This is a genomic window from Parviterribacter kavangonensis, from assembly GCF_056863335.1.
In genome coordinates, this window is sequence record NZ_JBXPJA010000003.1 from 581,454 (window position 1) to 600,418 (window position 18,965).

Consider the following 18,965-nt stretch of genomic DNA (forward strand, 5'->3'; position numbering starts at 1 on the left):
TGCGAAGGGTTCGTGCAGGGTCCGCGAGCGACGGTGCGCGCCATGTTCAAGACCGCGCTCCTCACCACCCTCGCCGCGCTTGCCCTCGCGCAGGCCGCCCAGGCCGGCCCGGCCGCGCCCGACGGCGTTCCCGGCACGCTCGCGCCGCCCGAGGGCAGCAAGCTCTTCCTGATCGCCCACGCCGTCGGCGTGCAGATCTACGACTGCACCGCCACAGGGACCGCTCACGAGTGGCGGCTGGTCGCACCGCGCGCCGACCTCTACGGCCCGAGCGGCGGCAAGATCGGCACGCACTCCGGCGGCCCGACCTGGCAGGCCGCCGACGGCAGCACCGTGAAGGCCGCCCGCGCCGCCGGCGCGAAGGTCGACCCGACCGCGGTCGACTGGCTGCTGCTCGCCGCGACGTCGGCGACGGCCGGGCCCGACGGCGACCGGTTCGCCCACACGAACGCGATCCAGCGCATCCACACGGTCGGCGGCCTCGCCCCCGCGGCATCGACGTGCACCGCGATGACGGCCGGGGCGCGCGCGGAGATCCCGTACGAGGCGGACTACGCCTTCTACAAGCAGCCGGAGGCCTGATCCGGCGTTCCCCGCAAGTTCCGGGGTCGAGCCCGGCGCCGTCCGTGCGCCGGGCTAGCCTCGGCGGCCGCATGAGGTTGATCGTCGCCCGCTGCGAGGTCGGTTACTCCGGCCGCCTGACCGCGTACCTGCCCGAGGCCCTGCGCCTGATCATGATCAAGGCGGACGGGTCGGTCATGGTGCACGCCGACGCCGGCGGCTACAAGCCCCTGAACTGGATGACGCCGCCCACGGTCATCGAGGAGGAAGGGGAACGGATCGTCGTGCGGAAGCTCAAGGGCGATGACGCTCTCGACATCCGCCTCCATGAGGTGCTCTCGGACGTCAGCCACGAGATGGGGGAGCCGGAGGCCGGCGCCATGCTCGTGAAGGACGGCGTGGAGCGCGACCTGCAGCTGCTGCTGGCCGAGCAGCCGCATTGGTGCGGCGAGGGGTTCCGCCTCGTTCGCCGCGAGTGGCCGACCGACATCGGGCCCGTCGACCTGATGTGCCGCGACGACGACGACGGCTGGATCGCCGTCGAGATCAAACGGGTGGCGACGATCGACGCGGTCGAGCAGCTGCACCGCTACCTCGAGCGCATCCAGCTCGACCCGGCGATGCAGGACTGCCGCGGCGTCCTGGCCGCCCAGGTCTTCAAGCCGCAGGCGCGCGTGCTCGCCGAGGCTCGGGGCATCGACTGCGTCGACGTGGACCTCGCGGTCCTGCGCGGCGAGCGCGAGCCCGAGCTGACGCTCTTCGTCTAGAGCCGGTCGACGAACGCGCGGAGCTTCGGCGCCGCGTCGCGCAGCACCTGGCCGTGGCCGAAGCAGACGATCGACGGCTCGAGTTCCGCGAGCCGCTTCTCCGACGCCCGGTTCCGCGCGGGGTCGACGGTGAACGGGCCCGGCGGCTGGCGCAGCCCGTACCGGAACGTCAGCAGGTGCAGGTTGAAGAAGACGTCGCCGCAGATGAGCACGCGGTCGGCCTCGCGCCACAGCGAGACGTGGCCCGGCGAGTGGCCCGGCGTGTCGAGCACGATGAAGCCCGCGACGACGTCGCCCTCGCGCAGCTGCCGCGCCACCGGCACGGCGGGGAACTTGTTCCCCCGCTTCATGAGCCCCTCGATCCGCGACGGCCCGACGACCGATGCGCCCGCCTCGCAGGCGACGGCGTCGCCCGCCGGCGCCCAGAACGGCACGTCCAGCGCGTCGATCACGGCGCGCGAGCCGCCGACGTGGTCGGGATGCGCGTGGGTGATCATGTGCGCGGTGATCGCACGGCCCGCGAGCTTGGCCGGGATGCCCTTGCCCTGACCGGCCGTCCCGGCGTCGACGAGGACATCGCCGACGACGTACGCGTTGACCCCGTTGCGGGGCGTGAGCGGGAGCTGCCAGACGTTCGTTGCGACCTGGTTCATCACGGCGCGAAGCTACAGCGCACCACTTCCCGGACCGGCGGTGACGCATCCACGTTCGCCCAGGAGTAGCGTCGCGCCGATGATGCGCCGGATCCTCGCTCCTTGCATGGCGCTCGCCGCCTCGCTGCTCGCCGTCGTCACCGCCGATGCCGCGCCGCTGGAGTTCACCAGGCCGTCCTACGTCGACCAGCAGCTCGCGGGCGGCGAGCCGCTCGTCACCGAGGATCCGACCCGCCACATCCTGCTCTACACGAGCCACGAGGGCACGACGCACATCTACCGCCAGGGCCTGCCCGCGCTGACGACGTTCACGTTCCTGGGCAGCTACCGCAACCAGGTGAACATGTGGTGGTCCAAGGACGACGGGCGCAGCTGGAACCACGTCAACGCGTTCGCCGGCTTCACGCAGGACCCGAGCCAGAACAACGGCTTCTCCGATCCGGACCTGACGACCGACGAGGGCGGCCGGCTCTACAACACCGGCATCAACCTCGCCAACGACGCGCTGTTCTCGTCGACCGACGGCGGCGTCACCTGGGACCAGGGCACCGCGCAGTGCCACGACGGCGACCGCCCGTGGCTCGCGGGCGGCAAGAAGGACGAGGTGTTCCTCGCCACCAACACGGCGTCGGGCGCGCTCGGGCACCGCATCTTCCGCTCGTCGGACGGCGGCAACAGCTGCGAGCAGACGGGCATCTCCAGCCCGGACGGCAACGGCAAGCTCTTCTACGACCACGCGAGCGGCCGGCTGATCGAGCCGATCAACACCGGCGACGGCGGCATCGGCGTCGCGACCGGCAAGCCGACGGACACGGAGCTGAAGAACCACGTCGCGGTGAAGAGCACGATGTACGCGCACTGGCCGTCGATCGCGCTCGACGACGAGGGCGGCGTCTACCTCGTGTGGGACGACGACCCGCGCGCGGAGGGCACGAGCGGCGGCTGCGGCGGCGATCCCACGCCGGTCGCGAACAGCATCCGGATGGCGTACTCCCCGGACTTCGGCGAGCACTGGAACGCGCCCGTCACGATCGCGGCGCCGCAGGGCAAGCGCGTGTTCTGGCCGTGGATCACGGCGGGCGACCGCGGCAAGGTCAACGTCGTCTGGTACGAGACGAACGAGGTCGTCGACCTCGCGTGCGAGAACGCCGACATCTCGGTGCGCACGGCGACGCTGCTCGGCGCCGACACCGACAGCCCGAAGGGCGAGACGATCGACCCGGTCGGCCGGCCGATCAGCGTCAACTCGAACATCTGCCAGTCCGGCACGACGTGCGTCGCCACCGGCGAGGACCGGCGGCTCGGCGACTTCTTCACCAACAGCGTCGACTCCGTCGGATGCGTGCTCATCGCGACCGGCGACACGTACTCGCCCGATCCGGTCAGCGGCGGGCAGCGGCCGGTCGCGTTGCCGCTCTTCGTGCGCCAGACGTCCGGGCCGGCGCTGCGCGGCGACGGCGACTGCAGCGGCCAGTCCTCGGCGGCGAACCCGGTCACCGTGCCGGCGCCGACGAGCTCGTCGACCACTATCACCTCCAACGGCCAGCGCGTGCCGTGCTTCAGCCGGCGCATCATCCGCGTGAGCCTGCGGACCGCGCGCAAGGAGAGGATCCGCACCGCGCGCGTGAAGGTGACCGGGAAGAAGGCCCAGTCGTTCAAGGGCGGCAAGCTGCGCTCCCGGATCATCAACAAGCACCGGCGCACGCGCGTGCCCGTGAACCTCCAGGGGCTCGGCAAGGGCCAGTACACGGTGACGATCACCGCGACGACCACGAAGGGCCACAAGCTCCGCGCCGTGCGGCGCTTCCGGACCTGCCTCCCGTAGCGTCCCGTAGCGTCCCGCGACATGTCCGACGAGGTCCTCACCGAGCGGCGCGACGGCGTCCTGCTCATCACGCTGAACCGTCCCGACGCGCGCAACGCGGTGAACAAGGCGCTGGCCGAGGGGGTCGGCGCCGCGCTCGACGAGCTCGACGATGCGAACGACCTCGCGGTCGGCGTGCTGACCGGCGCGGGGAAGGGGTTCAGCGCCGGGATGGACCTGAAGGCGTTCGTCGCGGGCGAGCGGCCGTACGTCGACGGCCGCGGCTTCGCGGGGATCACGCAGCGGGCGTCGCGCAAGCCGCTCATCGCCGCGATCGAGGGGTTCGCGATGGCGGGCGGGCTGGAGGTCGCGCTGTCGTGCGATCTCATCGTCTCCGCGCGCGACGCGCGGTTCGCGCTGCCCGAGGTCAAGCGGTCGCTCGTCGCGGGCGGCGGCGCGCTGCTGCGCTTGCCGCAGCGCGTGCCGTACGGCAGGGCGATGGAGCTGGCGCTGACCGGCGAGCCGATCGGCGCCGAGGAGGCCCACGCGATCGGGCTCGTCGACCGGCTGGCCGAGCCGGGCGGCGCGGTCGACGCCGCGCTCGAGCTGGCGGCGACCATCGCGCGCAACGCGCCGCTCGCGCTCATCGCGACCAAGCAGGTGCTGCAGGCCCAGCGCGACTGGGCGGAGGCGGACTTCTGGCAGAAGCAGGGCGAGGTCATCGGCCCCGTGTTCGTGTCGAACGACGCCCGCGAGGGCTCGATCGCGTTCGCCGAGAAGCGCGACCCGGTCTGGACCGGGACCTGAGGTCGAACCGGGTTCCGACCGCCGGTCCGAAGACGTGGGCCCGGGCACGCACCTAGCCTCCGCCGCGTGTCGCAGATCGTCGCCTTCGGCGGTGGCGGGTTCAGCATGGAGGCAGGCAACCCGCTGCTCGACGACTACGTGCTGTCCCTCGCGGCGACCGACCGCCCGCGCGTGTGCTTCATGCCGACCGCGAGCGGCGACGCGGACCACTACGTCGTGCGCTTCTACCGCGCGTTCTCGCCCGCGCGGTGCGAGCCGAGCCACGTCTCGCTGTTCCGTCGCGACCGGACCGCGCCGGAGCCGGCCGAGCACCTGCTCGAGCAGGACGTCATCTACGTCGGGGGAGGGTGCGTGCGCAGCCTGCTCGGCGTCTGGCGCGCGCACGGGATCGACGAGGCGCTGCGCGAGGCGTGGGAGCGCGGCGTCGTGCTGTGCGGGGTCAGCGCCGGCTCGCTGTGCTGGTTCGCCGACGCGCTGACCGCGTTCCGCGGCCGGCCCGGCGCCGTGAGCGGCCTCGGGCTGCTGCCGCACTCGAACTGCGTGCACGTCGACGCAGAGCCCGAGCGCCTCGACGCGTTCACCGCGCTCGTCGGCGACGGGATGCGCGCGGGCTATGCCGCCGAGGACGGGGCGGCGCTGCACTTCACCGGCACGGAGCTCGCCGGGGTCGTGACCTCGCGCCCGGACGCGCGGGCCTACCGGGTCGACGCGGACGGGGTGGTCCCGCTCGAGAGCAGGTACCTGGGCGCGTTGAGCGCGGCCGCCTGAGTGCGCACCATCTTCGCGATGGGCGGTGGCGGCTTCACGATGGAGCCGGACGAGCCCGCGCTCGACGAGTACATCCTCGACCTCTGCAGCGCCGCGACGCCGAAGGTCTGCTTCCTGCCCACGGCGAGCGGCGACGCGGACGAGCAGGTCCGCCGCTTCCAGGCGACGTTCGGCGACATGCAGTGCGAGCCGTCCCACCTCTCGCTGTTCCGGCTCGGCTCGACCAAGATCGACGTGCGCGAGCACCTGCTGGCGCAGGACGTCATCTACGTCGGCGGCGGCTCGATGCGCAACATGCTCGCCATCTGGCGCGAGCACGGGCTCGACGGGATCCTCGTCGACTGCTGGAACGCCGGCGTGACCCTCGCGGGGCTGAGCGCGGGCGCGATGTGCTGGTTCGAGGCCGGCATCACGACGTCGAGCGGGCGGCCGGATCCGGCGCTCGGCCTCGGGCTGCTGCCGGGGTCGCTGAGCGTGCACCTGGACGGCGAGCCCGAGCGCGAGCCCGTCTTCCTCGACGCCGTCGCCCGCGGCGACATCCCGCCGGGCTGGGCCGCCGACGACGGTGTGGGGCTGCTCTTCCGCGACCGGCGGCTCGTGCGCGTCGTGTCCTCGCGGCCGGGCCGCCGCGCGATCTACGCGTCGCGGGACTCGGTGACCGAGCTCGAGGTGGAGGAGCTGCAGTCGCGCCGGCGCCTCGAGCGCCGCGCGCCGTTCGCCGTCATGGAGCTGCGCCGGCTGCGCACGTCAGCACGACCTGGAGCGCGAAGAGCTCAGGGCGGCGGCTGACGAGCGCGGGGCGCAGGCGGCCCAGCGCGGGCACCCGGCTCTCCAGCGGCAACGGCGCACCGGCGAACTGCTCGCGCGTCACGCGCCACCCGGCGTCCTCGACGAGGTCGCGCGCGGTCTCGCGCGTGAAGAACCGCAGGTGCGTGCGGTCGAACAACCCGTGATCGGCCTGCGGGAAGCGGCCACGCAGGACCTCCCGGCGCGCGGTCCAGTGGCCGATGTTCGGCAGCGAGACCACGGCGACCGGCGCCACGCCGAGCGCCCACCGCAGGAGCGCCGCGGGATCGCGGAGGTGCTCGAGGACGTCGCCGAACAGCACGCGGTCGTACGGCAGCGACGAGTCCCCGCCGGAGGCGGCGGCGCCGCAGGTGCCTCCGGCGGCGGCCGCGCGATCGCGGTTCTCCGCGTCCTCGACGTCTCCCTCGATCACGACGACGCCGCGCGACCGCGCGATCTCCGCCGCGCGCGCGTCGGCTTCCATGCCGACGACCTCGCACCCCTTCTCCTTCAGCAGCGCGGCGAGGTAGCCCTCGGCGCAGCCGACGTCGAGCACGCGGCTCGCGGGCGGGACCTCCTCGAGGAGGAGCGCGTGGCTCGCGGCGAGGCCGTGCCGCTCGACGAGCGTGCCGTAGACCGTCACTCGCCCTGCAGCGTCACGGTGACGGTGCGGGCGCCGCCGCGGTCACGCAGCTCGCAGAGGTAGACGCCCTGCCACGTACCCAGGTGGAGGCGGCCGTCCCTGACCGGCAGCTGCAGCGACGGGCCGAGCAGCGACGCCTTGATGTGCGCGGGCATGTCGTCCGGCCCCTCGAGCGTGTGCGTCCACCACGGCGCGTTCTCGGGGACGGCGCGGTCGAACCACGCGGCGAAGTCGCGGCGCACGTCCGGCGAGGCGTTCTCGTTCAGGGTCAGCCCGGCGCTGGTGTGGCGGATGAAGAGGTGCGCGAGGCCGACGCGCAGCTCGCGCAGCTCCGGCATCGCGTCCTCGATCTCGCCGGTCACGAGGTGGAAGCCTCGCGATCGCGCCCGGAGGGTGATGTCCCGCTGCGCCCACACGCGCCATCACACTACGGGCATGGAAGTCGCCGAGGTCCTCGCGCGCGTCCGCGCGATCCCGCACGGCCGCGTCGCCGCCTACTCGGACATCACGCCGCACGCGCCGCGGATGGCCGGCCGCGTGCTCTCAGAGACGCACGAGCCCGATCTGCCGTGGCACCGCGTCGTCCGCGCCGACGGCTCGCTGGCGAAGGGGCAGCGCCAGAAGGAGCTCCTCATCGCCGAGGGCGTCCGCTTCGATGGCGACCGCGTGCAGATGGCAAGGTTCCGAGCGTGACCTACAGCCTCATCGCCTTCGATCGCGACGCCGGCCAGCTCGGCGTGGCGGTCCAGTCGCACTGGTTCAGCGTCGGCTCGGTCGTGCCGCACGTGCGCCCCGGCGTGGGCGCAGTCGCGACGCAGTCGGTGCCCGAGCCGTCGCACGGCCCGCGCATCCTCGATCTGCTCGAGCGCGGCGCGACGCCCGACGAGGCGCTCGAGGCGGTGCTCGCCGGTGACGAGGCGGCGTCGTACCGCCAGACCGCCGTCGTCGACGTGCAGGGACGCATCGCCGTCCACACCGGCGACGGCTGCGTCGGCGACGCCGGCCACCACCTCGCCGACGGCTGGTCGTCGCAGGGGAACATGATGAGCTCGGCCGAGGTGTGGCCGGCGATGGCGGAGGCGTTCGCGGCCGCCGACCCGGCGCTGCCGCTCGCCGACCGGCTGCTCACCGCGCTCGACGCCGGCGAGGCCGTCGGCGGCGACGTCCGCGGCCGGCAGTCCGCCGCGCTCGTCGTCATCCCGGCCTTCGGCGACCCGTGGGGCAGGGTGGTCGAGCTGCGAGTCGAGGACCACCCGGACCCGCACGCGGAGCTCCGGCGCCTGCTCCGCCTCAACCGCGCGTTCTCGCTGGCCGGCGAGGCCGACGAGCTCATGGCCGAGGGGCGCCCCGAGGAGGCCGCGCGGCGCTACGAGGAGGCGGGCGAGCTCGCACCCGAGAGCGGCGAGCTGCTCTTCTGGTCGGGGCTCTTCGCCGCCGCGACGGGCGACTTCGCGACGGGCGTCGAACGGGTCCGCCGCGCCTACGAGCTCGAGCCCCGCCTCGCGGACCTGCTGCCGCGCCTCGGCGACGACATCGCACCCGGCGCCGGGGCCGTGCGGGACGCGCTCGGCGCTCAGCCGCTCTCTCCTGACGGCTGATCGGGTACAACCAGTCGGGGATGGCGAGCAGCAGCACGGAGGCAGTGGCGCTCCGCAACGAGTTCACGCGCGCGCTGGAGAAGGGGGACGCGAACCTCGCGGAGGTCATCGCCCTCGACGCGATCGCGCAGGAGGGCCTCAGCGTCGCGGACCTCTACGTCGACGTCATCGGCCCCGCGCTGGCGCACGTCGGCCACCAGTGGGAGCACGGGCGGATGTCGATCGCCGACGAGCACCTCGCGACCGGCATCGCCTACGACGTCATGAAGCTCACGAGCCGGCAGGCGACGCGGCACCCGCGCCGCTCGCGCGAGCGCATCCTGCTCGCCGCGGTCGGCTCCGAGGGCCACGTCACCGGCCTGCGGATGATCGGCGACCTCGCCGAGGGCGCCGGGTTCGACGTCCACTACCTCGGCGCCGCCGTGCCCGTCGAGTCGATCGCCCCGATCGTCGCCAAGCACGCCCCCGAGATCGTCGGCCTGTCGGTCACGATGGCGGCGTCGGCATCGAACCTGGCGAGCGCCCTCGACGAGATCCTCGCCTCCGGTCACGCACCGAGCGGCATCCTCGTCGGCGGCATGGGCGTGCCGGACGACGTGCGCGAGGACCCGCGCGTCCGCTACGCGGCGAACGCGCGCGAGGCGATGGTCGTGATCGAGGGCCTCGCCGAGCCGCGCCCCTAGCGCTGGCCCGGCTCCTTGCGCGGGTAGAGCGACACCGGGATCGAGAGGTCCAGCGCGGTGCCGATGATGCGGGCCTGCTCCTCGGAGTGGGCGACCGGGTAGCCCTCGCCCGGTGAGGCGCGCTCGGGCCGCCCGATGTACCCGAAGGAGAGGTGCTCGGGCATGATCTGCATGAGGCGCGGCGACATGTGCGCGCGGGCGCCCATGTTGCGCGGCTCCTCCTGCACCCACACGACCTCGCGGAGGTTCGGGTAGGTGTTGATGAGCTCCAGCACCTCGCTCTGCGGGAACGGGTAGAGCAGCTCGACGCGGCCGATCGCGACGCCCTCGTTGCCCTCGCGCTGCGGCGCGTGCACGAGGTCGTAGTAGATCTTGCCGGTGCAGAGGATGAGCCGGTTGACCTTCTCGACCGGGACGCGCGGCTCGCCGAGGACGGGGAAGAACTTCGTCTCGGAGAGGTGCTCGATCCGGTTCGTCGCCTGCGGCAGGCGCAGCAGCGACTTCGGGCTCATGATGATCAGCGGCCGCTGCTTGGCGATGCGCGCCTGGCGGCGCAGCAGGTGGAAGTACTGGGCCGGCGTCGAGACGTTCGCGACGCGGATGTTGCCCTCGGCGGCGAGCTGCAGCCAGCGCTCGAGGCGGCCGGAGGAGTGCTCGGGGCCGGAGCCCTCGTAGCCGTGCGGCAGCAGCAGGGTCAGCCGCGAGGTCTGGCCCCACTTCGCGAGGCCGCTCACGATGAACTGGTCGATGATGACCTGCGCGCCGTTGGCGAAGTCGCCGAACTGGGCCTCCCAGATGACGAGCGTCTCCGGCGCCTCCTGCGAGTAGCCGTACTCGAAGCCGACGCACGCCATCTCGCTGAGCGGCGAGTTGTGCAGCTCGAACGGGGCCAGCGCGCCGGGGAGGTTCTGGATCGGGCAGACGCTCTGGCCGTTCTTCGCGTCGTGCAGGACGAGGTGGCGCTGCGAGAACGTGCCGCGCTCGGCGTCCTGGCCGGTCAGGCGGACCGGCGTGCCCTCCGTCAGCAGCGACGCGAACGCGAGCGCCTCGGCGTGCGCCCAGTCGATCCCGCCGTCCTCGCCGAGCGCGTTGCGGCGCCGGTCGAGCTGGCGGACGAGCTTCGGGTGGACGGTGAAGCCCTCGGGGACGCGCAGCAGCTCGTCGTTGAGCTGCAGGAGCCGCTCGGCCGACACCGCGGTCTTGACCTCGGGCGACGGGGAGCGGTCGAGCTGGTACTCGCCCGTCGGCTGCTCGTGCTCGCCCTCGGCCGCCGCGGCGGCGATCTGCTGCTTGAGGTCCTGGTGCAGCGAGGTCAGCTCGTCCCAGATCGCGTTCTTGCGCTCGTCGACCTCGTCCTGCGTGATGACGCCCTGGTCGACGAGGCGCTCGGCGAAGAGGTCCGGCACGCGCTTGTGGCCCTTGATCCGGCCGTACATCTCGGGCTGCGTGTACGCCGGCTCGTCGGCCTCGTTGTGGCCGTAGCGGCGGTAGCCGATGAGGTCGATGACGACGTCGTGGCCGAACTCCTGGCGGAACGCGAACGCGAGGCGCACGGCGGAGATGCACGCGGCCGGGTCGTCGGCGTTGACGTGGATGATCGGGACGTCGAAGCCCTTCGCCAGATCGGACGCCCACCGCGTCGAGCGCGAGTCGTCGGGCTCGGTCGTGAAGCCGACCTGGTTGTTCGTGATGAGGTGGACCGTGCCGCCGACCTGGTAGCCGTCGAGCGCCTGGAGGTTGAGCGTCTCCGCGACGACGCCTTGGCCGGGGAACGCGGCGTCGCCGTGCAGCAGCACCGGCACCGCCGAGCTTGCGTCCTGGTGGGCGTGCGGGCCCTGTCGGGTCGTCTGCGCCGCGCGGGTCGCGCCGACCACGACCGGGTCGACGAACTCGAGGTGGGACGGGTTCGACTCGAGGTTGACGAGGATCGCCTCGCCGCTCTGCAGCTGGTAGGAGCCCTGGGCGCCGTGGTGGTACTTGACGTCGCCGGTGCCGCCCTGGGGGATCGTGGTGACCGCCTCGAGCGTGTTGGCGCCCTCGAACTCCGCGAAGATCGTGTCGTACGGGCGGCCGAGGTTGTGCGCGAGCACGTTGAGCCGGCCGCGGTGCGCCATGCCGACGACGACCTCGCGGGCGCCGTGCGCGGCGGCGAGCTGGATGAGCTCGTCGAGCATCGGCACCGTCAGGTCGAGGCCCTCGATCGAGAACTGCTTCTGGCCGAGGTAGGCCTTGTGGATGAAGCGCTCGAACGCGTCGACCTTGACGAGCCGGCCGAGCAGCCACTTCTGCTCGTCGGTCGTCAGCGGCTTGCGGTACTCGCCGGACTCGATCTTCTCGCGCAGCCAGACGCGCTGGCGATGCGACGAGATGTGCTCGATCTCGTAGGCGATCGTGCCGCAGTAGGTCTCCTTGAGGTGCGGCAGCGCATCGGCGAGCGTCGCGCCCGGGACGTACACGCGCAGGATCGACGACGGGATCCGCGCCATCAGCTCGGGCGTCAGGCCGACCTGGTTCGGGTCGAGCGCGGGATCGCCCTCGGGCTCGGCGCCGAGCGGGTCGAGCTTCGCGGCGAGGTGGCCGTGCGTGCGGTGCGCCTTGACGAGCGACGTCGCGGCCTGGACGGCCTGCAGCAGCTCCTCGTCGATGGCGCCCTCGCGGACCGGGGCCTTGGCCGGCTCGCGCGCGGCGGCGGCCGCGGCGGCCGGGGCGGGCGGTGCGGGCGGCGCGCCGAGCTCCACGCCGAGCGAGCCGAAGACGCCGTCGTAGAAGCCGTTCTCGCCCTGCAGGTAGGACTCGACGACCTGCAGGAACTGACCCGACTCCGCACCCTGGATGATGCGGTGGTCGTAGGTCGAGGTCATCGTCATGACCTTCTCGGCGCCGATCATCGCGCCGATGTTCCCGAGGCCGACCGGGTAGGCGATCGAGCCCGTCGCGACGATCGTGCCCTGGCCGACCATGAGCCGCGGGACCGACGCGATCGTGCCGATGCCGCCGGGGTTCGTGAGCGAGATGTTCCCGCCCGTGAGGTCGTCGGCGGTGAGCTTGTTCTCGCGCGAGCGCGCGATGAGATCGTCGAAGGCGGCCTTGAAGTCGGCGAACGACATGCGGCCCGCGTCGCGGATGACCGGGACCATGAGGGTCCGCTCGCCCTTCTTGTTCGTGACGTCGACCGCGATGCCGAGGTTGACGGCGCCGGCGTCGACGCGATGCGGCTTGCCGTCGACCTCCTCGAACGTGTGCGACATGACCGGCATGTCCTGCTGGACGGCCAGCGCGATCGCGTAGGCGATGAGGTGGGTGAAGGAGACCTTGAGCCCGGCGTTCTTGAGCTCCTTGCGGCGGCCGTCCATCACCGTGACGGTGATCGTGCGGAACGAGGTCGCGGTCGGGATCGACCGGCTCTCGTCCATGTAGCGCGCGAGCATCGCCGCGCCGCCCTTGATGAGCGTCGAGCTTGCGGCCTTCTCGCCGGCGGCCGCGGGGGCCGGAGCGGCCGACGTGCCGTTCTTGGCGGCCAGCACGTCGTCCTTGGTGATGCGGCCCTTCGGGCCGGTGCCCGTGACCCCGGTGAGGTCGACGCCCTCGGCGGCGGCGACGCGGCGGGCGACGGGGGAGATCTTGGCGTCGTCGGGGACGACGGCGGGGGCGGAGGGAGCCGCGGCGGCGCCGTTGCCGGCGCTCGGCTCGGCGGCCGGCTTCGGAGCGCCGGCGCCCGCGCCGACCTCCATGCGCGCGATGACCTGGCCGACGCCGACGGTCTCGCCCTCCTCGGCGAGGATCTCCGTGAGCGTCCCGGCCGCGGGGGCGGGCAGCTCCATGTCGACCTTGTCCGTGGAGATCTCGACGATCGTCTCGTCGGCCTCGACGGCGTCGCCGATCTGCTTGGTCCACTCGAGGATCGTGCCCTCGGCGACGGACTCGCCGGCCTGCGGCGTGACGATGTCGATGATCTGGCCGGTGGCGGTCGCCCCGCCGCCGTTGCCCTCGGCGGCCTCGGGCGCGGCGCTCTCGGCGGGCGCGGCCTCAGCCTCGGCCTCCGCGGCGGGCCCGGCGCCGTTGCCGCCGGCGCCGTTCGTGGAGATCTCCGCCAGCACGGCGCCGACCTCGACGGTGTCGCCCTCGGCGAAGTGGATCTTGGTGACGGTGCCCGATGCCGGGGCGGGCACCTCGGCGTCGACCTTGTCCGTCGAGATCTCGACGATCGTCTCGTCGGCCTCGACGGTGTCGCCCTCCTGCTTGTGCCATTCGAGGACCGTGCCCTCTGACACCGATTCCCCCATTGCGGGGAGCGTTACTTGGATGGTCGTCGTGACCGCCATGTGGCCTTCGCTGAGACTAGCGCGTCGGAACGGTTGTTCGCCGTGGCCGAACGTACCCCTGTTGGCACTACCTACGCACAGGGTGTTCCATGCGCTGCCATGACCACCCGGAGAACGGCGCTCGCCGCCGCGCTCGCCCTCGCCCTGCTCCTCCTCGGCGCGCTCTCGGCGCAGGCGGCGACGGTGACGCGCAGCGGCGGATCGATCACCTTCACGGCGGCGGCCGGCGAGACGAACGACCTCGTCGTCACGCGCGACTCGGACTCGGTGAACCTGAGCGACACGGGCGCCGCCGCCATCACGACCGGCGGCGGCTGCACGAACCCCGACGGCCCGGCGACGCCGAACACGGTGGAGTGCGCGGTGCTCTCGGCGACCGCCGTGACCTTCACGGCGTCGCTGGACGACCTCGACGACAAGGCCAGCTTCAGCGGGCTGACCAACGGGAAGGCGATCGTCAACGCGGGCGCGGGCGAGGACCGGCTCATCGGCTCGCCGGGCGCGGACGAGCTCGATGGCGGAGCGAACGTGACGAGCACGCCCGCGCCGGGCAGCGGCGTGACGCCGGGACCCGATCGCGCGGACACCGCCGACTACAGCGCGCGTACCGCCGCGCTCACCGTGAACCTCGCGACGGGGTCCGGGCCGGACGGGGACGTGCTCAAGAACATCGAGAACGTCGACGGCGGCAGCGGCGCCGACCTGCTCATCGGCGACGCGGGCATCAACCGGCTCTACGGGTACGCGGGCAACGACACGCTCGTTGGGGGGGCGGGCGACGACGCGCTCATCGGCGACTTCGGCGGCGCCGGCGGAGGCGACGACGTGCTCAACGGCGAGGACGGCGACGACTACCTCGGCGGCGGCGTCGGCTCCGACCAGCTCAACGGCGGGGCGGGCGACGACTACCTGCTGGGCTCCGGGTTCTTCGGCCCGGCGCCGGACGACGTCAAGCGCGACGGCAGCGACATGTTCAACGGCGGCGACGGCGTCGACGTCGCCGAGCTGCACGCCGAGTACGTCGACCCCGTCACGACGGCGTACACGTCGCTTCCGGTGCGCGTGTCGCTCGACGGCGCGGCCGATGACGGGCCGGAGGGCCAGTCCGACGACGTCGCCGCGGACGTCGAGAACGTCACGACGGGATCGGGCAACGACACGATCCGCGGCAGCGACGCGTTCAACACGATCAGCGCGGGGCCGGGCGACGACGTCATCGACGCGCTGGGCGGCAGCGACGTCATCGACGCGGGCGACCGCGACGATGCGATCAGCGCGCGCGACGGCTACGCGGACGACGTCATCTGCGGCCGCGGCACGGACAAGGCGACGGTCGACCAGCTCGACCGCGTGCGGGCCGACTGCGAGCTGGTCGACCGGCTCGCCGTCGCGCCGGCGCTGCAGGACGCCCAGCCGGTGGTGTCGATCGTCACGCCGCTCGCCGCGGCGCGGGTCGACGCCGGGCTCGGCGTGCCCGTCGTGGTCAACGCCTCCGACGACCGCGGGGTCAAGGAGGTGCGGCTGCTCGACGACGGCAAGCAGGTCGCCGTCGACACCACCGCGCCGTACGAGTTCCTCTACAAGCCGCTCGGCAGCGACGTCGGGCGCAACACGCTGATCGCGGTCGCGATCGACACGTCGGAGCAGAGCGGGTCGGACTTCCGGTCCGTGGGCGTCAACAAGTTCCGCGTCGTCGCGCCGACGTTCCTCCCGACCCCGAAGCGCGACCGGCGTGCGCCGTTCTCCTACCGGTTCGCGGGGAAGATCCCGCTGCCGGCGGGCGTGACCGCGCGGCAGGCGTGCCGGTCGGGGACGATGCAGGCGCAGACGAAGAGCGCCCGCGGCACGACGTTCTCGAGCCGCCGCGTGAAGATCCGGACGAACTGCTCCTGGGGCATCTCCGTGACCTTCAAGTCGAAGAAGCGGCTCGGCAACGGGCGGCTGAAGGTCCGGATCCGCTGGAGCGGCAACCCGGTCCTGGCCTCCTTCTACACGCCGTACAAGAAGATCAGGGCCGGCTGAGCGCGGTCGTCCGCGGCGCGCCCTTGCGGTCTCGCCACACGAAGGCGGCCGAGCCGATGAAGGGGCCGACCGCTCCGCCGACGGCCACGAGGAACCCGAGCCAGAACGGCAGGACGCGCCGGTGGACGCCGGCGAAGCTCAGGCCGACCATGCAGAACCAGCCGATGCCGTGGGCGAAGCCGAACACGGTCTCGGCGGTCTGCGCTCCGGGGATCGCCCAGGCGGCGAGCAGGCAGGCGTAGATCGCCGAGTGCGCGAACGAGCAGCGCTTGATGAAGGTGTAGGTGAGCTTCACGACGACGCGGCGAGCATGGTGCCCATGCGGCGCAGGGGCTCGTCGGCCTCGGCGGGCCAGGCCGCTGGATCGGCCGGCCACCAGGCGTAGGTGTCGTGCTCGTCGTCGGGCGTGACCTCCGCGCCGGCGGCGAGCCAGGCCTGGCCGACGAGCATCACGAGGCCGTGGGGCAGGCGGATGAGCGCCTCGGCGCGGGCGCGCTCCGGCCGGACCGACCACTCCTCGTCGAGCTCGCGCAGCAGCGTCTCGGCGGGGCTCTCGCCGACCTCGACCGACCCGCCGGCGCCGAGCGCCCAGCGGCCGGGCCAGGACGCGAGCCACATCGCGCGCCGCCCCGCGAGCCAGCGCCCCTCGGCGTCGCGGATGACGCACAGCGCGGCGAGCGAGTCCGACGCATCGCCGGGCACGAGCCTCAGCGCCCAGCGCAGCGGCTGCAGCTCGAGGCGCAGCTCGTCCTCGTCCTGCTCGAACGCGACGAGCCGCGCGGCGACGCCGTCGTGGCTCGGCGAGCCCCGGTCGCGCAGCGACGCGATCGCCGCGTCGGCCTGCGCGACGTGCTCGTCGGCGGCCTCGAAGGTCTCGTCGCGCCACGTCACCGCGACCCGATCGAGGTCCCACGGGCCGCGGGCGAGGAGCGCGGGTGCGTCCGGCATCACGTGAGAAGGTACGAGCGTGGCCGACCAGACGTCGCAAGACACCACTGCCGCGGAGACCCCGGACGGCGGCGCCTCCGCCGGAGATCGTCGTGGAGGGACCGCCCCCTCCGGAGATCTCCCGGGCGGGGGCACCCCCACCGGCTCTCGCCGCCGCAAGCACTGGGGCTGGGGGTTCGAGGACGACCAGCCGACGGAGAGCGAGCTGCGGGCGGCGGCCGGTGGGATCAAGGACGTCCTGGGTCTCGGCGATGGGACCGTGGAGACGCCGGTGCCGCTCGAGCGGGTGTCGCTGCCGGACCCGCGCGTCGCGGCGCCGCCTGCGCTGAAGGACGCGTGGGACGACTCGGTCCACGCGCGCGCCTCGCACGCGTGGGGGAAGTCGTACAGCGACGTCGTGCGCGGCTTCCGGGGCCAGTTCCCGTACGCGCCGGACGCGGTCGTGCGGCCGCGCGACGAGGCGGGGATCGAGGCGGCGCTGGAGTGGGCGGCGGCCGAAGGCGTCGCCGTGATCCCGTTCGGCGGCGGCACGAGCGTCGTCGGCGGCGTGACGCCGATGGTCGACGGACCGCGGATCTCGCTCGACCTCTCGCACCTGGACCGGGTCCTCGAGCTCGACGACGTCGCGTGGAGCGCGCGGATCCAGGCCGGCACGTTCGGCCCCGCGCTCGAGGCGCAGCTCGGCGAGCGCGGCTTCACGCTGCGCCACTTCCCGCAGTCCTTCGAGTTCTCGACGCTCGGCGGCTGGGTCGTGACGCGCGCCGGCGGCCACTTCGCGATGGTCGAGACGCACATCGACGACCTCGTCGAGTCGGTCCGCGCGATCACGCCGTCGGGCACGTGGCACTCGCGGCGGCTGCCCGGCTCGGGCGCGGGCCCGTCGCCCGACCGCCTGCTCGTCGGCAGCGAGGGGACGCTCGGCGTCGTCACCGAGGCGTGGGTGCGCGTGCGCCCGCGGCCGACGTCCCGCCGCTCGGCGGCGGTGCGGTTCCCCACCTTCCTGGAGGGCGCCGAGGCGGTGCGCGCGGTGGCGCAGTCCGGCCTGCGGCCGAGCAACTGCCGCCTCATCGACCCGCTCGAGGCGCAGTACACGGGCGCGGCCGACGGCAGCGCGGCGGTGCTCGTGCTCGGCTTCGAGTCCGCCGGCCACGACGTCGGGCCCGCCTTCGACCAAGCCGTCGCGCTCGTGAAGGAGCACGGCGGCGACGTCGAGATCCGCGAGGACCGCAGCGGCGCCGAGGGCCAGTGGCGCAACGCGTTCCTCCGCGCGCCGTACCTGCGCGACACCTTCGTCGCGATCGGCGTCATGAGCGACACCTTCGAGACCGCGATCACGTGGGAGCGCTTCCCGGCCTTCCACGAGCAGGTGCTCGCCGCGACCCGTGAGGCCGCGGGCGACGGCGCGCTCGTCTCCTGCCGCTTCACCCACGTCTACCCGAACGGCCCGGCGCCGTACTACACGGTCCTCACGACCGCGCGGCGCGGCGAGGAAGTCGACCAGTGGGCCGCGATCAAGGCCGCCGCCTCCGACGCGGTCATCGCCGCCGGCGGCACGATCACCCACCACCACGCCGTCGGCCGCGACCACCGTCCCTGGTACGACCGCCAGCGTCCCGACCCGTTCGCCGCCGCGCTGCGCGCCGCGAAGAAGGAGCTCGACCCCGCCGGGATCCTCAACCCCGGCGTCCTCGTCGATCCGGTCCCCTAAGGGATCTTCGCGTCGATCGGGCTCGGCGCCGGACATCCGGCGCAGTAGCCGCTGCGCTTGAGGAAGCGCTTCATCCGCGCCGCGAGGGCGGACGAGATCCGCTTGGCCTTCACCGCCGCGGCGAACCTCCGGTCCGCTCTCCAGTGCTCGCCCAGCAGGTGGTCGAGGGCCGCGATCGACGGGAGCGCCGCGCGCGTGACGCCCTTCGGCGCGCCCGCGAGGTACGAGAGGAACTCCTTGCGCTGGGCGCGCAGCCGCGGCCGCAGCGCCATCGTGATGTCGACGAAGACGCCGTCGCCCTCGTAGCGGTGGACCCGCAGCGGGAGGAAGACGCCGAGGACACGCGGGGCGAAGCGGGTGAAGAATCGCGGGTCGTCCCCGGCGAGGTCGGGATCGCCGTCGCCGTCCATGTCCTTCAGCGCCACGGCCGATCCGAAGCGCACGGGCCGCAGCGCCGTCCACGCGCCGCCGAGGACGTCGAGCACCGTGGTCGAGTCGCTGCAGCAGATGTCCCCGCTGATGAACCGGTCGACGAGCACCTCGGGCGTCCCGTCGCCGTCGAGGTCGCGGATGCGCAGCTCGGCGGCTGTGCCCGTGAAGCTCTCGCCGCAGTCCGGCCGGCACGCGGGCAGCGCGCCGTCGAAGGCCACCGCGCCCGCGCTCTCCACCCGTACGGTGAGGTCCTTGACGCGCCGCAGGATCCCGAAGCGCGGCTCACGCGACTCGGCGTCGCCGCGGATCGTGGCGGTCACGCCACCGCGGGTGACGGTGATCGAGCGTTCCGCTGCGGCGGCGGAAGCGGCGAAGAGGGCGAGGAAGACGGCGGCGAGCGGCGAAGCGAACCTCATCGCACGATCCTCTGCACAGCGCGCCGTTCTGGCAAGTCCCGTGTTCC

The 18,965-nt window shown here is 73.1% G+C and carries 18 protein-coding genes; 11 read left to right on the plus strand and 7 right to left on the minus strand.

Going from position 1 to position 18,965, the window contains the following annotated elements:
* The first annotated feature begins 42 nt into the window (after window positions 1–42).
* Both AC1UE4_RS22685 and nucS read left to right on the plus strand, forming a co-directional pair.
* A complete protein-coding gene (locus tag AC1UE4_RS22685; RefSeq protein ID WP_482919603.1) occupies window positions 43–582 on the plus strand; it encodes a DUF3455 domain-containing protein in 540 nt (179 codons plus the stop codon).
* 71 nt (window positions 583–653) lie between these two features.
* The gene (gene nucS / locus AC1UE4_RS22690) at window positions 654–1,328 is read left to right on the plus strand and encodes an endonuclease NucS (RefSeq protein ID WP_482919604.1); all 675 of its coding nucleotides are present in this window, start codon (window positions 654–656) and stop codon (window positions 1,326–1,328) included.
* Here nucS and AC1UE4_RS22695 read toward each other — a convergent pair.
* A complete protein-coding gene (locus tag AC1UE4_RS22695) occupies window positions 1,325–1,981 on the minus strand; it encodes an MBL fold metallo-hydrolase (protein ID WP_482919605.1) in 657 nt (218 codons plus the stop codon). The two genes, nucS and AC1UE4_RS22695, sit on opposite strands and share 4 nt — an antisense overlap.
* Window positions 1,982–2,060: 79 nt before the next feature.
* On the opposite strand from AC1UE4_RS22695, the gene AC1UE4_RS22700 reads away from it, so the two are divergent.
* The 4 genes from AC1UE4_RS22700 to AC1UE4_RS22715 all read left to right on the plus strand — a co-directional run bounded on the left by AC1UE4_RS22700 (window position 2,061) and on the right by AC1UE4_RS22715 (window position 6,149).
* Window positions 2,061–3,806, plus strand: a complete 1,746-nt coding sequence (locus tag AC1UE4_RS22700) for a hypothetical protein (RefSeq protein WP_482919606.1) — start codon at window positions 2,061–2,063, stop codon at window positions 3,804–3,806.
* A gap of 21 nt (window positions 3,807–3,827) precedes the next feature.
* Complete coding sequence (locus AC1UE4_RS22705) at window positions 3,828–4,592, plus strand: crotonase/enoyl-CoA hydratase family protein (RefSeq protein WP_482919607.1); 765 nt, start codon at window positions 3,828–3,830, stop codon at window positions 4,590–4,592.
* A gap of 66 nt (window positions 4,593–4,658) precedes the next feature.
* Window positions 4,659–5,360 (plus strand): Type 1 glutamine amidotransferase-like domain-containing protein, encoded by a 702-nt coding sequence (locus AC1UE4_RS22710; protein ID WP_482919608.1) that lies wholly within the window; start codon window positions 4,659–4,661, stop codon window positions 5,358–5,360.
* The gene (locus tag AC1UE4_RS22715; RefSeq protein ID WP_482919609.1) at window positions 5,361–6,149 is read left to right on the plus strand and encodes a Type 1 glutamine amidotransferase-like domain-containing protein; all 789 of its coding nucleotides are present in this window, start codon (window positions 5,361–5,363) and stop codon (window positions 6,147–6,149) included. It abuts the gene before it with no gap.
* On the opposite strand, the gene AC1UE4_RS22720 is transcribed toward AC1UE4_RS22715, so the two are convergent.
* Together AC1UE4_RS22720 and AC1UE4_RS22725 are read right to left on the minus strand one after the other, a co-directional pair.
* A complete protein-coding gene (locus AC1UE4_RS22720) occupies window positions 6,082–6,789 on the minus strand; it encodes a methionine biosynthesis protein MetW (RefSeq protein WP_482919610.1) in 708 nt (235 codons plus the stop codon). The genes AC1UE4_RS22715 and AC1UE4_RS22720 overlap by 68 nt on opposite strands.
* On the minus strand, window positions 6,786–7,205 hold the full coding sequence (locus AC1UE4_RS22725; protein WP_482919611.1) for a secondary thiamine-phosphate synthase enzyme YjbQ: 420 nt from the start codon (window positions 7,203–7,205) through the stop codon (window positions 6,786–6,788). Before AC1UE4_RS22725 ends, AC1UE4_RS22720 begins: the two co-directional genes overlap by 4 nt.
* Window positions 7,206–7,224: 19 nt before the next feature.
* On the opposite strand from AC1UE4_RS22725, the gene AC1UE4_RS22730 reads away from it, so the two are divergent.
* From AC1UE4_RS22730 to AC1UE4_RS22740, 3 genes are read left to right on the plus strand one after another with little or no spacing between them, the layout of a single operon-like run.
* The gene (locus AC1UE4_RS22730) at window positions 7,225–7,482 is read left to right on the plus strand and encodes an MGMT family protein (RefSeq protein ID WP_482919612.1); all 258 of its coding nucleotides are present in this window, start codon (window positions 7,225–7,227) and stop codon (window positions 7,480–7,482) included.
* On the plus strand, window positions 7,479–8,387 hold the full coding sequence (locus AC1UE4_RS22735) for a DUF1028 domain-containing protein (RefSeq protein ID WP_482919613.1): 909 nt from the start codon (window positions 7,479–7,481) through the stop codon (window positions 8,385–8,387). The genes AC1UE4_RS22730 and AC1UE4_RS22735 overlap by 4 nt, the downstream gene beginning before the upstream one ends.
* A 20-nt stretch (window positions 8,388–8,407) precedes the next feature.
* Window positions 8,408–9,070 (plus strand): cobalamin B12-binding domain-containing protein, encoded by a 663-nt coding sequence (locus tag AC1UE4_RS22740; RefSeq protein WP_482919614.1) that lies wholly within the window; start codon window positions 8,408–8,410, stop codon window positions 9,068–9,070.
* Here the strand turns inward: AC1UE4_RS22740 and AC1UE4_RS22745 are convergent.
* Window positions 9,067–13,392 carry a multifunctional oxoglutarate decarboxylase/oxoglutarate dehydrogenase thiamine pyrophosphate-binding subunit/dihydrolipoyllysine-residue succinyltransferase subunit gene (locus tag AC1UE4_RS22745; protein WP_482919615.1) on the minus strand — a complete coding sequence of 1,442 codons (4,326 nt, stop codon included), beginning with the start codon at window positions 13,390–13,392 and terminating at the stop codon, window positions 9,067–9,069. The genes AC1UE4_RS22740 and AC1UE4_RS22745 overlap by 4 nt on opposite strands.
* Before the next feature lie 99 nt (window positions 13,393–13,491).
* On the opposite strand from AC1UE4_RS22745, the gene AC1UE4_RS22750 reads away from it, so the two are divergent.
* On the plus strand, window positions 13,492–15,414 hold the full coding sequence (locus AC1UE4_RS22750) for an Ig-like domain-containing protein (RefSeq protein WP_482919616.1): 1,923 nt from the start codon (window positions 13,492–13,494) through the stop codon (window positions 15,412–15,414).
* On the opposite strand, the gene AC1UE4_RS22755 is transcribed toward AC1UE4_RS22750, so the two are convergent.
* Window positions 15,401–15,709 (minus strand): hypothetical protein, encoded by a 309-nt coding sequence (locus AC1UE4_RS22755; RefSeq protein ID WP_482919617.1) that lies wholly within the window; start codon window positions 15,707–15,709, stop codon window positions 15,401–15,403. The two genes, AC1UE4_RS22750 and AC1UE4_RS22755, sit on opposite strands and share 14 nt — an antisense overlap.
* On the minus strand, window positions 15,706–16,362 hold the full coding sequence (locus AC1UE4_RS22760) for an NUDIX hydrolase (RefSeq protein ID WP_482919618.1): 657 nt from the start codon (window positions 16,360–16,362) through the stop codon (window positions 15,706–15,708). Before AC1UE4_RS22760 ends, AC1UE4_RS22755 begins: the two co-directional genes overlap by 4 nt.
* Window positions 16,363–16,381: 19 nt before the next feature.
* Here AC1UE4_RS22760 and AC1UE4_RS22765 point away from each other — a divergent pair, with 19 nt between their 5' ends.
* Window positions 16,382–18,070, plus strand: coding sequence for an FAD-binding oxidoreductase (locus tag AC1UE4_RS22765; RefSeq protein WP_482919619.1), 1,689 nt, complete (start codon window positions 16,382–16,384; stop codon window positions 18,068–18,070).
* Here AC1UE4_RS22765 and AC1UE4_RS22770 read toward each other — a convergent pair.
* Window positions 18,067–18,918, minus strand: a complete 852-nt coding sequence (locus AC1UE4_RS22770) for an FG-GAP repeat domain-containing protein (protein WP_482919620.1) — start codon at window positions 18,916–18,918, stop codon at window positions 18,067–18,069. The two genes, AC1UE4_RS22765 and AC1UE4_RS22770, sit on opposite strands and share 4 nt — an antisense overlap.
* Between the last annotated feature and the right edge of the window lie 47 nt (window positions 18,919–18,965).

Excerpts from the sequence above, each read along its gene's own strand:
- AC1UE4_RS22745 (WP_482919615.1), bottom strand. The coding sequence starts at position 13,392 with ATGGCGGTCACGACGACCATCCAAGTAACGCTCCCCGCAATGGGGGAA.
- AC1UE4_RS22700 (WP_482919606.1), top strand. The coding sequence starts at position 2,061 with ATGATGCGCCGGATCCTCGCTCCTTGCATGGCGCTCGCCGCCTCGCTG.
- AC1UE4_RS22730 (WP_482919612.1), top strand. The coding sequence starts at position 7,225 with ATGGAAGTCGCCGAGGTCCTCGCGCGCGTCCGCGCGATCCCGCACGGC.
- AC1UE4_RS22750 (WP_482919616.1), top strand. The coding sequence starts at position 13,492 with ATGACCACCCGGAGAACGGCGCTCGCCGCCGCGCTCGCCCTCGCCCTG.
- AC1UE4_RS22685 (WP_482919603.1), top strand. The coding sequence starts at position 43 with ATGTTCAAGACCGCGCTCCTCACCACCCTCGCCGCGCTTGCCCTCGCG.
- nucS (WP_482919604.1), top strand. The coding sequence starts at position 654 with ATGAGGTTGATCGTCGCCCGCTGCGAGGTCGGTTACTCCGGCCGCCTG.
- AC1UE4_RS22770 (WP_482919620.1), bottom strand. The coding sequence starts at position 18,918 with ATGAGGTTCGCTTCGCCGCTCGCCGCCGTCTTCCTCGCCCTCTTCGCC.
- AC1UE4_RS22705 (WP_482919607.1), top strand. The coding sequence starts at position 3,828 with ATGTCCGACGAGGTCCTCACCGAGCGGCGCGACGGCGTCCTGCTCATC.
- AC1UE4_RS22740 (WP_482919614.1), top strand. The coding sequence starts at position 8,408 with ATGGCGAGCAGCAGCACGGAGGCAGTGGCGCTCCGCAACGAGTTCACG.
- AC1UE4_RS22760 (WP_482919618.1), bottom strand. The coding sequence starts at position 16,362 with ATGCCGGACGCACCCGCGCTCCTCGCCCGCGGCCCGTGGGACCTCGAT.
- AC1UE4_RS22695 (WP_482919605.1), bottom strand. The coding sequence starts at position 1,981 with ATGAACCAGGTCGCAACGAACGTCTGGCAGCTCCCGCTCACGCCCCGC.